Genomic DNA, 14,349 nt, shown 5'->3' on the forward strand with positions numbered 1-14,349 from the left:
GCCGGTGTTTCCAGCATCGATCACCACAAGAGGAGGAGCGATCATGTTCACTACGTCCGCCTATGCCTGCGATGACGGCTCTTCGCCGATGAAGCTCGCGACCATCAAGCGTCGCGATCCCGGCCCGCGCGATGTCGAAATCGAGATCGAATTCTGTGGCGTCTGCCACTCCGATATCCACACTGCCCGCAGCGAATGGCCAGGCTCCCTCTATCCCTGCGTTCCAGGCCACGAAATCATCGGCCGCGTCGGCCGTGTCGGCTCGCAGGTCACCCGGTTCAAGGCGGGCGACCGCGTCGGCGTCGGCTGTATCGTCGATAGCTGCCGGGATTGCGCAAGCTGCGCCGAGGGGCTGGAGCAATATTGCGAAAACGGCATGACCGGCACCTATAATTCGCCCGACAAGGCGATGGGCGGCGGTGCACATACGCTCGGCGGTTACTCCGCCCACGTCGTCGTCGATGACCGTTACGTCCTCAATATTCCCGAAGGCCTCGATCCGGCGGCAGCGGCACCCCTGCTCTGCGCGGGTATCACCACCTATTCGCCACTGCGCCACTGGAACGCCGGACCCGGCAAGCGTGTCGGCGTCGTCGGTCTTGGCGGTCTTGGCCATATGGCCGTCAAGCTCGCCAATGCCATGGGCGCAACCGTGGTGATGATCACGACGTCGCCCAGCAAGGCAGAGGATGCGAAAAAGCTCGGCGCACACGAGGTGATCGTCTCGCGCGATGCCGAGCAGATGAAAAAAGCCGCCTCGAGCCTCGATCTCATCATCGACGCCGTGGCCGCCGACCATGACATCAACGCCTATCTGGCGCTGCTGAAACGTGACGGCGCGCTGGTGCAGGTCGGCGCACCGGAAAAGCCGCTCTCGGTTATGGCCTTCAGCCTCATTCCCGGTCGAAAGACCTTTGCCGGTTCGATGATCGGCGGCATTCCCGAGACGCAGGAAATGCTGGATTTCTGCGCCGAAAAAGGCATCGCCGCAGAAATCGAGATGATCGATATCGATCAGATCAACGACGCTTATGAACGCATGATAAAAAGCGATGTGCGTTATCGTTTCGTCATTGATATGAAGAGCCTGCCGCGCCAGAAGGCCGCCTGACCCCAGAAGGGGGGCGACCTTGCGGGCGTCCCCTCTCCCGTTGGACCTTTCGGTCAAAAGCGCAGCCTGACCCATGACTCCCCGATCCATGACCAGCCAGACCGGTTTCAACGATATCGCCAAGGGCATGACCATCATGGCGGGTTGCATGCTGGTGTTGCCGGTCATGGATGCGATTGCCAAATACATGGCGGTGAGCGGCGGCATGTCGCCGGCGCAGGTGACCTTCTACCGCTTCTTTTTCCAGGTGCTCTGCACCCTACCGCTGCTGATCGTGGTGTCGCCCAGAGCGCTGTTCAGCGCCAGGCGGCCGTGGATGAACTGCCTGCGCGGCGTCCTGCACGCCTCGGCCAGCCTGATGTTTTTCGCCGCCGTCAAATACATGCCGCTCGCCGATGTCTTCGCGATCTATTTCGTCGAGCCTTTCATGCTGACGATGATGTCGGCCCTCTTCCTCGGCGACAAGGTGGGCTGGAAGCGCTGGACGGCGATTGCGGTCGGCTTCGGCGGCGCGCTGATCGTCATACAGCCGAGTTTCGAAATCTTCGGCTGGACATCGCTCCTGCCGGTCGCCTGCGCCTTTCTTTATACGCTCTACCTTTTCCTGAACCGCGCCATCGGCGATGCCGACAGCCCGTTGGTCATGCAGACAATGTCGGGCATTGCGGGTACCGTGTTCATGGGGGCGGCACTTTTCGCCGGCGATGCGCTGGGCGACAAGGATTTTGCCGTCTCGCTGCCGCAATCCGGCTTCGCACTTGCCCTGCTTGTATTGTTGGGATCGATATCCGGCTACATGCACCTGCTGATTGTCAGGGCCTTCCGGCTGGCGCCGCTCTCTCTGCTGGCGCCGTTCCAGTATTTCGAGATCATCTCGGCGACGATTCTCGGTTATGCGCTGTTTTCGGACTTCCCGACGCCGTCGAAATGGCTCGGCATCCTCATCATCGTCGCATCCGGCCTGTTCATCATCTGGCGCGAGCGCCAGCAGGCCGGTGCGACCCCGCCGCTTGACGGGCAGTGACAGCCGACACCTGACGTGCCTCAACCGTTCGAGGGCAGCGGGCCTTCGTCGTGATGGTCCTGCGCCTCCACGAGACTGCCGAGCAGCCAGAGGGAAACCTCGGCCGCCTCTCCGGCCGATTTGAACCGGTATGAGGCGCTATATTTCGGCATGTCGAAAAAGGTGACAACGAAACCGTCACCGCTTTCAAGACTTTCGACCCGGATGCGCTCGGGATCGATCATCACGCACACATAATGCGATCCCATATTGCGCATGAAGCCGGCCTTGTTGTCGTGCAGCCGCACGAAGGCTGCGCCGCCATCCGCCGTCATATGCAGACTTCTGATCGCCTCATTGGGAAAGGCGCGGGCGAAATCCATGATCGCCTGCCCCACATCATGACTGTTATCCTCATCCGTCGCCCGCGACATGCGCCAGGCATAAACAGCGAAGACCGAAAGCAGCACGAAAACGATAATCCAGATCGCAATACTCATCCGGGACGCTCCCTCAGCATCGAAACATCAAGACTCGCGAATCGAAACGATGCGAACCCGGTTCAGGTTCATATAGACCGAGGCTTGTGTGAAGTGTGGCTTTGTGGGATCGACGTCGTTTCGCAGTCTGGCGCGATCCGTGCCATCAGAAACGCTTGAGGAGGGAAGCCTTTGCCAGCAGCCATTGCCGGCGAAGCTGCGACAGCTGCAGGTCGCCGTCGAATACGCCACTCCCAGCCTTACGGGCGGCGGCGATGACCGGCCCGGACAGGGCGACGGGAAGATAGGCGGCAAAGACATTTTTTGAAATCTTCGCGCGTCTCGCCTTCTCAATATGATCCAGCGCATGGGCCGCGAAAATTTCGATGGCGATGCCGATGCGCTGCCTGTCCTGCCCTTCAAGAAATGTTTCGCGGTCGAGCCCGGCCGCAGCCAGCATATCGGCGGGAATATAGACCTGCCCGCGACGCCGGTGCAGCGGCATGAGCAGCAGCATGCCCGCCATGGCCTGCGCCACGCCCGCGTGCCCTGCCGCCTCCGCGCTGGATGCGGCGTCTTCAGCGGAAAGCACGAGGCTTGCAAGCTGGATCAATGCGGATGCGGTCTCTCCGGCATAACCTTCCAGCGCATTGCGATCCTCGAACAGGTCGTCATAGAGATCGAAGATACGCGCCTCGATCATATTGGCGAGAACCGGGCGCGGCAGGCGATAGTGCTCGATCGTCGTCAAAAGCGCTGCTGCCACCGGGTGGGATTGGCTGTCGCCATGTGGATTGCCGTCGAGAAGATCGCGCCACCATTGCATGCGCACCTCGCCGGGCAGCGCTTCGCGCACGGAATCGCGGATGCGGGCTATTTCGGCATTGAAGGCGTATAGCGCGGCAAGCGCATTACGCCTGTCGGCAGGCGACAGAAGACAGGCGAGATAGCGGTCGCGATCGGTATCGCGCAGCGTCGCGAGGCAGACGTCGAGATTTTCTGTGGGTGCCATGGTTCCCCGCGCGAAACGTCCTGTCAGCCTTCGACGGCAATCAGCGCCGCAGCCACGGCGCGCGATTCCGACAGCATGATATTATAGGTGCGCACGGCAGCCCCCGTGCTCATCGGATCCACCGAAATGCCCGCCTCCTTGAAGGCGGCGCGCAATTCCTTCGGCAGAACCCGCATGCCGTCGCCCGTGCCGATCAGCAGCACTTCGATATCCTGCGCTTCCGCCAGAACCTTTTCGAAATGTCCGACCGTCAGTTCTTTCGCATCGACAGGCTCCCACCCATAGATGCCCGAAGGCAGGAGCAGAAGCGAACCGCGATGCGACATGTCGGCAAAACGGAACCCGCCATTGCCATAGGCATCGATGGGCGCCCGGCCGGGAAAATGGGCCGGGCGTATTTCAATCCCGCCGGCCATCAGACGGCAGGCTTGCCGCCAATGGCGCCGGTGTTGTTTTCTTTCTTGTCGTCCTTCTCGTCTTCCGCATCCTTGCTATCAGGACGCAGCTTGAAGGCGATCAGCACCGGAGCGGCGATGTAGACCGAGGAGAACACGCCGATACCGACACCGAACAGCATGGCGAAGGTGAAGGAACGGATGACCTCGCCGCCGAAGAGATACAGTGCCAGCAGTGCCAGAAGTACGGTCAGACCGGTAAGGATCGTACGCGACAGAGTCTGGTTCAGCGACACGTCGATGATCATGGAAAGCGGCATCTTCTTGTATCGCCTGAGGTTTTCACGGACACGGTCGTAGATGACCACGGTATCGTTCAGCGAATATCCGATGATCGTAAGGATCGCCGCGATACTGGTCAGATTGAACTCTATCCCAAGGAAGACGAACAGTCCGATCGTGAAGACCACGTCATGCACCATGGAGATGACCGCGCCGAGTGCAAACTGCCACTCGAAGCGAACCCAGATGTAGACCATGATCGCCGCCATAGCGAGCATAACGCCGATGGTGGAGGTAACGGTCAGGTCGCCGGAAACGGCAGGACCCACGACTTCCACGCGGCGGAAGTCGTATTTGTCCTCAAGCTCGCCGCGCACCATGGTGATGGCGGACTGCTCGGCGTTTTCGCCGCCGTCCTGCGCCTGAATGCGGATGAGAACATCCTGCGGCGTACCGAAATTCTGCGCCTGGATTTCACCGAGGTTGAGCTGGTTCAGACGATCGCGAATATCGGCCAGATCGGCTTCACCCTGCTTGGCGCGCACTTCGATGACCGAACCGCCCTGGAAATCGATGCCGAGGTTCAGACCCTTGGCCACGAAACCGCCGACGCAGGCGAGCATGATGGCGCCGGTGATCATGAACACCACGCGGCGATAACGCATGAAGGGAATGTCGCGACCGTCGAACATGGCGGTACGGACACCCTTCGGCAGGTGTTTCGGGCGGCTGCGGCGAACCCAGTAGCCGAACATCCACGCTGTTAGCGTATAGGCCGTGAAGACGGTCGTGATGATACCGACGGCCAGCGTAACCGCGAAGCCTTTGACCGGGCCGGTACCCATGTAGAACAGCACGCTTGCGACGATCAGCGTCGTCAGGTTGGCGTCGATGATAGTGGCGAAGGCGCGGGTAAAGCCGTTATCCAGTGACTGGATCAGCGGTTTGCCGCTCTTCACCTCCTCGCGTATTCGCTCATAGATCAGAACGTTCGAATCCACGGCCATGCCGATGGTCAGGACGATACCGGCAATACCCGGCAAGGTCAGCGTCGATCCGATCACACTTAGCACCGCAAGCAGCATGATGACGTTGACGATGAGGGCGATGTTCGCCAGCAGGCCGAAGAAGCCATAAAAGACGAACATGAAGATGAGGACGCCGACCGCGCCGATGGCGCTGGCCGTCAGGCCGGCGGTGATGGAGTCGTTACCGAGGCTCGGGCCGACGGTGCGTTCTTCAACCACGGTCAGCGTGGCCGGCAGCGCACCGGCGCGCAGCAGGACCGCGAGATCGTTGGCGCCCTGCACCGAGAAGTTACCCGAAATCTGCCCCGAACCGCCGATGATCGGCTCGCGGATGACAGGTGCGGAAATGACCTGGTTATCGAGAACGATGGCGAAAGGCTTGCCGACATTCTGCTGCGTCGCCTGCGCGAAGCGCTGCGCACCGCGGCTGTCGAAGCGGAAGGTAACGACCGGCTCGTTGGTCTGCTGGTTGAAGCTTGCCTGCGCGTCGACGAGATTGTCGCCGGAAACGAGCGCGCGACGTTCCACCAGATAGGGAACCGGCGGATCGTCCTGTGAATAGAGAACCTCGGAGGTCGCGGGCGGACGGCCGTTCATGGCTTCCTGTACCGGCATCGTCGTATCGACCATGCGGAAGGAGAGCTTTGCCGTCTGGTTCAGAAGCGATTTCAGGCGCTGCGGATCCTGAAGGCCGGGCACCTGCACGATGATGCGGTCCGAACCCTGACGCTGGATGAGCGGTTCGGTGGTGCCGACTTCGTCAACGCGACGGCGCACGACTTCGATGGACTGCGAAACGGCGGACGACAGGCGGTAGTCGATGCCTTCATCCGTCAGGTTGAGCCTGAGCAGATTGTCGCCGCCGTCATTCATCGTCACTTCGGTGATGGAGCCGCCGACCAGCGTGCCGGCGGACACCGGCTGCGTCAGGTCGCGAAGCGCGTTCTTGGCGGCTTCCACCTGCGCGGGATCGCTGATGCGGACCTGAATCTGCTGGCCGTTGCCGGTAAGCCCCGAATAGCGGATGTTGGCGTCGCGAAGCTGCGTGCGCACATCGCCCACGATCGTTTCGAGCCGTTCCTTGACGATGTCGGAACGCTCGATCTTGAGCATGATGTGCGAACCGCCCTGAAGGTCGAGACCGAGCGTTACCTTGTTGTCCTTGTACCAGGCAGGCATGCCCTCCAGCTGTTTGTCCGTAAACAGGTTGGGAGAGGCGATGAAGACGCTTGCCAGCACAAGCAGCCAGATGAAGACTGTTTTCCAACGGGAAAAATGAAGCATTTCGATCTCGGTCAGGGTTGGGGTCGCGCTTTGCGCAACCCGTCAAAATTCGCAATCGGGCATTCGATAATCCGGCAGGATCAGGAAGCGGCTTCCGTCTTGACCACTTCGCCCTTCACACGCACTTCGGCAATGTAGGCACGGGCGGCACGGATTTTCACGCCTTCGGCGATTTCGACTTCGAGTTCATTGTCATCGATGACCTTGGTCACCTTGCCGACGATGCCGCCGCCGAGAACGACCTGATCGCCACGGCGAATATTGGTCAGCGTTTCCTGGCGCTTCTTCATCTGCGCGCGCTGCGGGCGGATAAGGAAAAAGTACCAGACCACCATAAGCGGCGCAAACAGGAAAAGCATCTCAAGGCCGGAACCGAAGGCCGATGCGCCGCCCGCTGCGTCCTGGGCAAAAGCTTGACTAATGAACATATAAAACTCCTCAGAATTACGGCACGACCTTGGATGCCGCCCCAGCTTTCAAGCCGCCGGAATATAGTGGGGAACGCCGGGATTGCAACAGATGCAGGGCCCACGCCGTACCGATTCCGGACCTCTTAACCTTTATGGGCCTGAAACGCCATGCTAGGCCGGGCGCAAAACAGAGTTTTGAACACCAGACAAGCGGAAGAAACACCATGATTCGAGAAGAAACGGCCTCCCTGCTTCTTTCAGAACTGCGCCGGCTCACCATCGCCGTGGAACGTCTGGCCGGACCGGCGCCCGCCGTAAACGACTGGAATGCGGCCGATTGTTTCGTCTGGGCGCCAGTCAACTCCTTTATCCAGCCGGTTCCCCGCCCCAACCGCATCGCCCTGAAGCTCATCCGTGGCGTCGACCATGTCCGCGACATTCTCCACGAAAACACGCTGCGTTTCGCGGAAGGTTTTGCCGCCAATAACGTGCTGTTGTGGGGTGCGCGCGGCATGGGCAAATCCTCACTGGTCAAGGCCGTTCACGAAGATGTGCGCGCGGCAAGCGGCGTTTCGCTGAAACTGGTGGAAGTGCACCGCGAGGACATCCACACCCTGCCCGCTTTGCTCGATATATTGAAAGCCTCCGGCCATCGCGTCATCGTCTTCTGCGACGACCTCTCCTTCGACCATGACGATACGGCCTATAAATCGCTGAAGGCGGCGCTCGACGGCGGCATCGAAGGCCGGCCGGACAATGTGCTGTTTTATGCGACCTCCAACCGCCGCCATCTTCTGCCGCGCCACATGATGGAAAACGAGCAGTCCACCGCCATCAACCCTTCGGAAGCGGTGGAGGAGAAGGTTTCGCTCTCGGACCGTTTCGGCCTGTGGCTCGGTTTCCACAAATGCGGCCAGGAAGATTACCTGACGATGATCGACAGCTATGCGACGCATTTCGATCTGGGTCTTGACCGCGAAACGCTGCATCACGAGGCGCTGGAATGGGCGACCACGCGCGGCGGCCGCTCGGGCCGTGTCGCCTGGCAATATATTCAGGACGCCGCCGGCCGTCTCAGAAAACCGCTCGACAGATAACGCCACCGTGACATCGGGCGAAACGCGGTGTCGTTACGACCACACCGCGTGTCGTATTCCCGAACGCCACATCTCCCCTCACATGGTTTGCTGCACCCATGAAGTCACCTGTTTCCGGAGGAGCGGACAGGTACGGTGTTCAAACCATGGAGGAGATGGATATGAGCAGGAACAGAGGCGTCGTCTACATGCGGCCGGGTCAGGTCGAGGTTCGCGATATCGATGACCCGAAGCTTGAGGCGCCGGATGGCCGCCGCATCGAGCACGGCGTCATTCTCAAGGTCATTTCCACAAACATCTGCGGCTCCGACCAGCATATGGTGCGCGGCCGCACAACGGCGATGCCGGGCCTCGTCCTCGGCCATGAAATCACCGGCGAAGTCATCGAAAAAGGCGTCGATGTCGAAATGCTGGAAATCGGCGATATCGTCTCCGTGCCCTTCAACGTCGCCTGCGGCCGCTGCCGCTGCTGCAAGTCGCAGGATACCGGCGTCTGCCTGACGGTGAACCCGTCCCGCGCCGGCGGTGCTTATGGTTATGTCGATATGGGCGGCTGGATCGGCGGACAGGCCCGTTATGTCACCATCCCCTATGCCGATTTCAACCTGCTGAAGTTCCCGGACCGCGACAAGGCGATGTCGAAGATCCGCGACCTCACAATGCTCTCCGACATTCTGCCGACCGGCTTCCATGGCGCGGTCAAGGCGGGCGTCGGCGTCGGCTCCACGGTCTATGTCGCGGGCGCCGGCCCGGTCGGCCTTGCCGCCGCCGCATCCGCCCGCATTCTGGGTGCTGCGGTCGTCATGATCGGCGATTTCAACAAGGATCGCCTTGCGCACGCGGCAAAAGTCGGTTTTGAACCCGTCGATCTTTCCAAAGGCGACCGGCTGGGCGACATGATCGCCGAAATCGTTGGCACCAACGAAGTGGATAGCGCCATCGACGCCGTCGGCTTCGAAGCGCGCGGCCATGCGGGCGGCGAACAGCCGGCCATCGTTCTCAACCAGATGATGGAAATCACCCGCGCCGCCGGCTCCATCGGCATTCCGGGCCTCTACGTCACCGAAGACCCCGGCGCGGTGGATGCGGCGGCGAAACAGGGCAGCCTGTCGCTGCGCTTCGGCCTCGGCTGGGCAAAAGCGCAATCCTTCCACACCGGACAGACGCCGGTGCTGAAATATAACCGCCAGCTCATGCAGGCGATCCTGCACGACCGCCTGCCGATTGCCGATATCGTCAACGCCAAGATCATCGCGCTCGACGATGCGGTGCAGGGCTATGAAAGCTTCGATCAGGGCGCGGCCACCAAGTTCGTCCTCGATCCGCATGGCGATCTGCTGAAGGCTGCCTGATACTTCAGCCGCATATGGCTGATAATTGTAAAGGCGCCCGCGACGGATTTCGTCGCGGGCGTCCCTGTTTTCTGGCCCTGTCACTACCCGGCGAAACCTACGGCTCCCCTACCAGCAACACTTCCAGCTCGGCTTTCGCTTCCGGGGAGAGATAAGGTCTGAACAGGCTTGAGACCTGCTTCAATCCCCAGTCCAGCTGCGGCGGACCGAACTCGGTGATGCCTTCCTGAAGGTTGAGATAGGACGCCCAATAGGTGGAGACGATCCAGAGGTTCGTCAAAACGGCAGGCCGTTCTTCCTCGGGTATCGCAGCGAGGCCCGCTTTCTCCATGCGCGCGACGATATCGCCGACGGCAAGGCGCATCGCGGCGCTTATGGTTCGCACGGGCTCCACCAGTGCCGGGGCGGAAGAGACAAGACCGACCAGATCGCGAAACAGGAACCGGTAGTCCCACACCAGCGAAAACCAGAGCCGCAGAAAACCGGCATAGGTTGCCGCCGCTCCCTCATCGGCCCCGTCAATCTTTCCGACAATTGCCAGCGCATCGGCTTCGAACTGGGCAAACAGCGCTAGAACCAGTGCTTCCTTGGTGCGGAAGTGATAATAGAGATTGCCCTCATTGATCTCCACCGCCCTTGCGATTTCGGCGGTCGTCACATGGTCAGGCCCGCGCTCGTTAAACAGAGTAAGAGCGGCGTCGAGAATTCTCTGGCGTGTGGGACGTGCTGCCGTCCGCGCGGTACTGCTTTTCTTCATTGATTTCGAACCCGACCATTGAAATCTAAGGTATGTACCTTAAATACCCACAATAAGGTATACACCTTAACAGGAAATGTAAGTGTTCAACGCGGACAAAGGACCTGTAAAATGACCGGAACCGACCTTCGCACCGCCTCCCCGGATACGCCCGGAATCGCTCCCGTCTCCAAATTCGCAACCGCCCGCGTCGCGCTGTCGCTCATCCGCAATCCGCTGAAGGCTCTGCCGCCGGAAATTTTCAGCGAGCCGGCGGTCTTTACCCGTCTCGGCGGCGTCATGCGGGTTCATCTTGCCGATCCCGCGCTTATTCATGAGGCGCTTGTCAAGAACGCCCATCTGCTCGGCAAGGGCGAAGATGTGCGCCGCGCCCTCGGCCCCGCGCTCGGCCAGGGACTTCTGACGGCCGATGGCGATCACTGGAAGTGGCAAAGGCAATCCGTCGCCGCAGCATTCCGGCACGAGAAGCTGCTGGAATTGCTGCCGGTCATGATCGACGCCGCGCGCCGCACGCAACAGCGCTGGCACGCATCGCCCGCCGGCGACATCGATATCGGCCATGAGATGATGCGGACGACCTTCGATATCATCGTCGAAACCATGATGTCCGGCGGCCACGGCATCGATATAGCCCGCGTCGAGCAAAGCATCACCGATTATCTGAAACCCACGGGCTGGACCTTCGCACTCGCCATGCTGGGCGCACCGGAGTGGCTTCCGCATCCGGGCCGGCGCAAGGCGCGCGCGGCGGTGGATTATCTTCGCTCCAGCCTTGCAACCGTCATTTCCGAAAGGCGACAAAATCCGATCGAGAGGAACGATCTGGTTTCCATGCTGCTCGAAGCGAAAGATCCGGAAACCGGGCGCATGATGAGCGACACGGAAATCATCGACAATCTCCTGACCTTCATCACCGCCGGGCATGAAACCACGGCCCTCGGCCTTGCCTGGACCTTCCATCTGCTCTCGCAAAACAGCGACGTGGAGCGCAAGGTCATCGATGAGATCGAGACCGTTACCGCCGGTGAACCGGTCGCGGCCGACCATATCGCCCGCCTGACCTATACCAGGCAGGTATTTTCGGAAGCGATGCGGCTTTACCCGCCCGCCCCTGTGGTGACACGCACGGCATTGCAGGACTTCAGGCTCGGCGAACACGATATCCCGGCCGGCACAGTTCTTTATGTGCCGATCTACGCCGTCCACCGGCACACAACACTGTGGGAAGAACCCGACCGCTTCGACCCGTCACGCTTCGAGCCCGAAAAGGTCAAGGCGCGCCACCGCTATGCCTATATGCCCTTCGGCGCTGGCCCGCGCGTCTGCATCGGCAATGCCTTTGCCATGATGGAGGCTGTTGCGATCTTTGCCGTGCTTTTGCAGGACGTTCACCTCAGGAACAAAAGCCCGGCAAATACGGAGCCGCTGATGCGGGTTACCCTGCGGCCGGAAAACCGCCTGATGATGCACGTCAGCAGCCGAAAAAACAAATCGCCCGCGGCGTAACCGCCACGGGCGACTGGTTTAGTGCGAAACTCCATCCGTCACCGGATGGTGACGATCACAGATCGACGTCGAGGATCGCCATGGAGAAGTTGTAGGAGCGGTCGCCGTCTTCGTCATCGATATAAACGACGCCGAGAAACTCTTCGCCAAGATACACTTCGGCGGAATCGTCCTTGCGCGGACGCGCCTTGACCACCATCGTCGGGTTGAAGGTACGCTTGAAGTAGGCGTCGAGTTTTTTGATTTCGTCGGCTTTCACCACTATTCTCCTGTGCGGTTCGCGTTGGCCCGCTTTTGGCATGGGACAAAGGCCAAAGTAAAGTGAAAGCGGCAAGTCATCCGTGTCTTCCACACGGACGACCGTGAAAATGCCGGCCCCATTGGGGCGCGACAGGGCCGGTCAGATATCGGCCCCGATAAGCTGGTCCATCAGGCGCGAGGGTTCGGAACACCCTGCTTCTCCCACCACACGCGCCGGCACGCCGGCAACGGTCGTCTTGGGCGGAACCGGCTTCAGCACCACCGAACCGGCGGCGATGCGCGAGCAGCTGCCGATCTCGATATTGCCGAGGATTTTCGCCCCCGCCCCGATCATCACGCCATTGGCGATCTTCGGATGACGGTCCGCGCCTTCCTTGCCGGTGCCGCCGAGCGTGACGCCGTGAAGGATGGAGACGTTGTCGCCGATCACGGCCGTCTCACCGACCACCAGCCCGGTGGCATGATCGAGGAAGATGCCCTTCCCGATGCGCGCGGCCGGATTGATATCTGTCTGGAAAATGCTCGAAGAGCGGCTCTGCAGATAAAACGCGAAGTCCTTACGGCCCTTCTGCAGCAGCCAGTGGGCGAGCCTGTGGGTCTGGATGGCCTGAAACCCCTTGAAATAGAGGAGCGGCTCCATGAAGCGCGTGCAGGCGGGATCGCGGTCGTAAACGGCCTGAATGTCGACGCGCAGCACGCTTCCCCATTCCGGCCAGTCATCCAGCATGTCCTGGAAGGTCTGGCGCAGAAGCACGGCCTGCATGTCGGGATGATCGAGGAGTTCGCAGATGCGGTAGATCACACATTCTTCGAGAGACCGGTGATTGAGGATCGTCGAATAAAGGAAGGCCGAAAGCAGCGGGTCCTGTGCCGCGGCGCTGCGGGCTTCATTGAGCAGGCTGCCCCAGATGGGATCGACGATCGCCAGCTGTTCGGGCTGACGGGCCTCGGTACGTGCGACCATGAATGGTCTCCTCGTTTGCAGTGGTCGTTCTTTATACAGAAAAAGACGTGGATTAGAAATGGGATTCGAATGACGACTTTAAAGGCGGCAAGGCTTCAGTTTTTCTTCATGCAGCATGAAAAACCGTTTCTTGCCGCGCCCTCAGCGTTGCCACATTTCCGGACGGAAAACCGGGCCTCGCTTTTCCTGAAAATGCTTCTGATCAAAGCGAGCGGTAAAATTCCAGCACCGCCGCCTTGAACACCCGGTCGCCGACGGCCAGCATGTGGTCGCGGCCGGGAATATCGATCGCCCGCGCATGCGGCATGATCGCGGCAAGCTCCGCAGCGGAACCGGCGATGTCGTCCTTCGTTCCAACCGCGATCAGCGTTGGCGCATCGATTTTCTCAGCCTGTTCGCGGGTGACGAGAACCCGCGACGTCTCGATACAGGCGGCCAGCGCCAGCCGGTCGCTTTTCGTCTGGTCGGCAAAGGCGCGGAACATGCGGCCGCGCTCATGGGTGACGACATCGAGCGAAGGTGCGAGAAGCGCCTCGGCAATCGGGTCCCAGTCGCCGACACCTTCGACCATGCCGATGCCGAGCCCGCCGAAGACCAGCGAACGCACACGCTCCGGATGCGCCATGGCCAGAAAGGCGGAAATGCGCGCGCCCATGGAATAGCCCATCACATGCGCTTCGGCGATGCCGAGATGGTTGAGCAGCGCCACCGCATCCTCGGCCATGACCGGAGGATAATATGCTTCGGAATCGTGCGGCTTGTCGCTTGCGCCGTGGCCGCGATTGTCGATGGCTATCACCCGGTAGCCCGCATCCCCCAGTGTTTTCAGCCAGCCGGGATGCACCCAGTTGACATTGGCGCTGGAGGCGAAGCCGTGGATCAGCAGAACCGGTTCGCCCGCCGGATCGCCCTCGTCGAAATAGGCAAGGCGAAGGCCGTCATGGGAAAAATCGGAAAACTGCGGCGTGTTGAGATTCATCAAGGACATCCTTTTTGCCGGACCATATGGCAGGAATTAGCAATGTTGAACATGTTTTGCTGACGATTTTTATGGAGATGCAATGCGTTTGAGGCTACATATCCGCAACGACGAGCCGGCACGCGAAGACGGATTGCGGCTCGATAACGATATTGCATTTGGAGACGAACATGGCCGGGCATTCCATTCCCCACTTCCAGAACGATGGCGGACACCGCATGATCGAGATCGGCGTCAAGGAATTCATGTGCACCGGCGCTTCCGTTCCTTACGATCATCCGCATATCTTCATCGATATGGGCGACGACAACGAGAAGGTCTGTTCCTACTGCTCCACCCTTTACCGCTACAATCCGTCGCTGAAGGCCGAGCAGACCAATCCTCCGGGCTGCGTCTTCCATGTGAAGGCCGCCTGACCTTCCACTTTTC

General features: G+C 60.4%; 15 protein-coding genes. 6 read left to right on the forward strand and 9 right to left on the reverse strand.

The features are described from left to right. Window positions 1–43: 43 nt before the first annotated feature. Both BTE54_RS15175 and BTE54_RS15180 read left to right on the forward strand, forming a co-directional pair. Entirely contained in the window at window positions 44–1,111 is a 1,068-nt protein-coding gene (locus tag BTE54_RS15175; RefSeq protein WP_078053015.1) for an NAD(P)-dependent alcohol dehydrogenase, read from the forward strand. An 88-nt stretch (window positions 1,112–1,199) separates the two neighbouring features. Then, the gene (locus tag BTE54_RS15180) at window positions 1,200–2,135 is read left to right on the forward strand and encodes a DMT family transporter (RefSeq protein ID WP_198939155.1); all 936 of its coding nucleotides are present in this window, start codon (window positions 1,200–1,202) and stop codon (window positions 2,133–2,135) included. Window positions 2,136–2,155: 20 nt separating this feature from the next. On the opposite strand, the gene BTE54_RS15185 is transcribed toward BTE54_RS15180, so the two are convergent. From BTE54_RS15185 to yajC, 5 genes are all read right to left on the reverse strand, one after another. Next, window positions 2,156–2,614, reverse strand: coding sequence for a hypothetical protein (locus BTE54_RS15185; RefSeq protein ID WP_078053016.1), 459 nt, complete (start codon window positions 2,612–2,614; stop codon window positions 2,156–2,158). A gap of 145 nt (window positions 2,615–2,759) precedes the next feature. Further along, window positions 2,760–3,605, reverse strand: a complete 846-nt coding sequence (locus tag BTE54_RS15190) for a phytoene/squalene synthase family protein (RefSeq protein WP_078053017.1) — start codon at window positions 3,603–3,605, stop codon at window positions 2,760–2,762. Between the two features lie 23 nt (window positions 3,606–3,628). Then, window positions 3,629–4,021, reverse strand: a complete 393-nt coding sequence (locus tag BTE54_RS15195) for an Mth938-like domain-containing protein (protein WP_003524967.1) — start codon at window positions 4,019–4,021, stop codon at window positions 3,629–3,631. Beyond that, window positions 4,021–6,594 (reverse strand): protein translocase subunit SecDF, encoded by a 2,574-nt coding sequence (gene secDF / locus BTE54_RS15200; RefSeq protein ID WP_003524965.1) that lies wholly within the window; start codon window positions 6,592–6,594, stop codon window positions 4,021–4,023. The genes BTE54_RS15195 and secDF overlap by 1 nt, the downstream gene beginning before the upstream one ends. A gap of 80 nt (window positions 6,595–6,674) precedes the next feature. Next, on the reverse strand, window positions 6,675–7,022 hold the full coding sequence (yajC, locus tag BTE54_RS15205; protein ID WP_003524964.1) for a preprotein translocase subunit YajC: 348 nt from the start codon (window positions 7,020–7,022) through the stop codon (window positions 6,675–6,677). Window positions 7,023–7,228: 206 nt separating this feature from the next. On the opposite strand from yajC, the gene BTE54_RS15210 reads away from it, so the two are divergent. Together BTE54_RS15210 and fdhA are read left to right on the forward strand one after the other, a co-directional pair. Then, window positions 7,229–8,101, forward strand: coding sequence for an ATP-binding protein (locus BTE54_RS15210; protein WP_065655019.1), 873 nt, complete (start codon window positions 7,229–7,231; stop codon window positions 8,099–8,101). Between the two features lie 161 nt (window positions 8,102–8,262). Beyond that, window positions 8,263–9,453: a formaldehyde dehydrogenase, glutathione-independent gene (gene fdhA / locus BTE54_RS15215; protein WP_003524961.1), complete on the forward strand. Its 1,191-nt coding sequence runs from the start codon at window positions 8,263–8,265 to the stop codon at window positions 9,451–9,453. 97 nt (window positions 9,454–9,550) lie between these two features. Here the strand turns inward: fdhA and BTE54_RS15220 are convergent, their stop codons facing one another. After that, complete coding sequence (locus BTE54_RS15220) at window positions 9,551–10,210, reverse strand: TetR/AcrR family transcriptional regulator (RefSeq protein WP_078053018.1); 660 nt, start codon at window positions 10,208–10,210, stop codon at window positions 9,551–9,553. Between the two features lie 111 nt (window positions 10,211–10,321). On the opposite strand from BTE54_RS15220, the gene BTE54_RS15225 reads away from it, so the two are divergent. Next, window positions 10,322–11,716 carry a cytochrome P450 gene (locus BTE54_RS15225; RefSeq protein WP_078053019.1) on the forward strand — a complete coding sequence of 465 codons (1,395 nt, stop codon included), beginning with the start codon at window positions 10,322–10,324 and terminating at the stop codon, window positions 11,714–11,716. A 55-nt stretch (window positions 11,717–11,771) separates the two neighbouring features. Here BTE54_RS15225 and BTE54_RS15230 read toward each other — a convergent pair whose 3' ends face one another. From BTE54_RS15230 to BTE54_RS15240, 3 genes are all read right to left on the reverse strand, one after another. Beyond that, window positions 11,772–11,975: a DUF3126 family protein gene (locus tag BTE54_RS15230; RefSeq protein ID WP_003524869.1), complete on the reverse strand. Its 204-nt coding sequence runs from the start codon at window positions 11,973–11,975 to the stop codon at window positions 11,772–11,774. Between the two features lie 141 nt (window positions 11,976–12,116). Next, complete coding sequence (gene cysE, locus BTE54_RS15235; RefSeq protein ID WP_065115719.1) at window positions 12,117–12,941, reverse strand: serine O-acetyltransferase; 825 nt, start codon at window positions 12,939–12,941, stop codon at window positions 12,117–12,119. Between the two features lie 202 nt (window positions 12,942–13,143). Beyond that, window positions 13,144–13,920 (reverse strand): alpha/beta hydrolase, encoded by a 777-nt coding sequence (locus BTE54_RS15240; protein ID WP_078053107.1) that lies wholly within the window; start codon window positions 13,918–13,920, stop codon window positions 13,144–13,146. Between the two features lie 170 nt (window positions 13,921–14,090). Here BTE54_RS15240 and BTE54_RS15245 point away from each other — a divergent pair, with 170 nt between their 5' ends. Next, window positions 14,091–14,336 carry a zinc-finger domain-containing protein gene (locus BTE54_RS15245; protein ID WP_035261222.1) on the forward strand — a complete coding sequence of 82 codons (246 nt, stop codon included), beginning with the start codon at window positions 14,091–14,093 and terminating at the stop codon, window positions 14,334–14,336. The last annotated feature ends 13 nt before the right edge of the window (window positions 14,337–14,349 follow it).

Origin of the sequence: Agrobacterium sp. YIC 4121 (assembly GCF_002008205.1) — a bacterium.
In the GTDB taxonomy this organism is placed as follows: Bacteria; Pseudomonadota; Alphaproteobacteria; order Rhizobiales; family Rhizobiaceae; genus Agrobacterium; species Agrobacterium leguminum.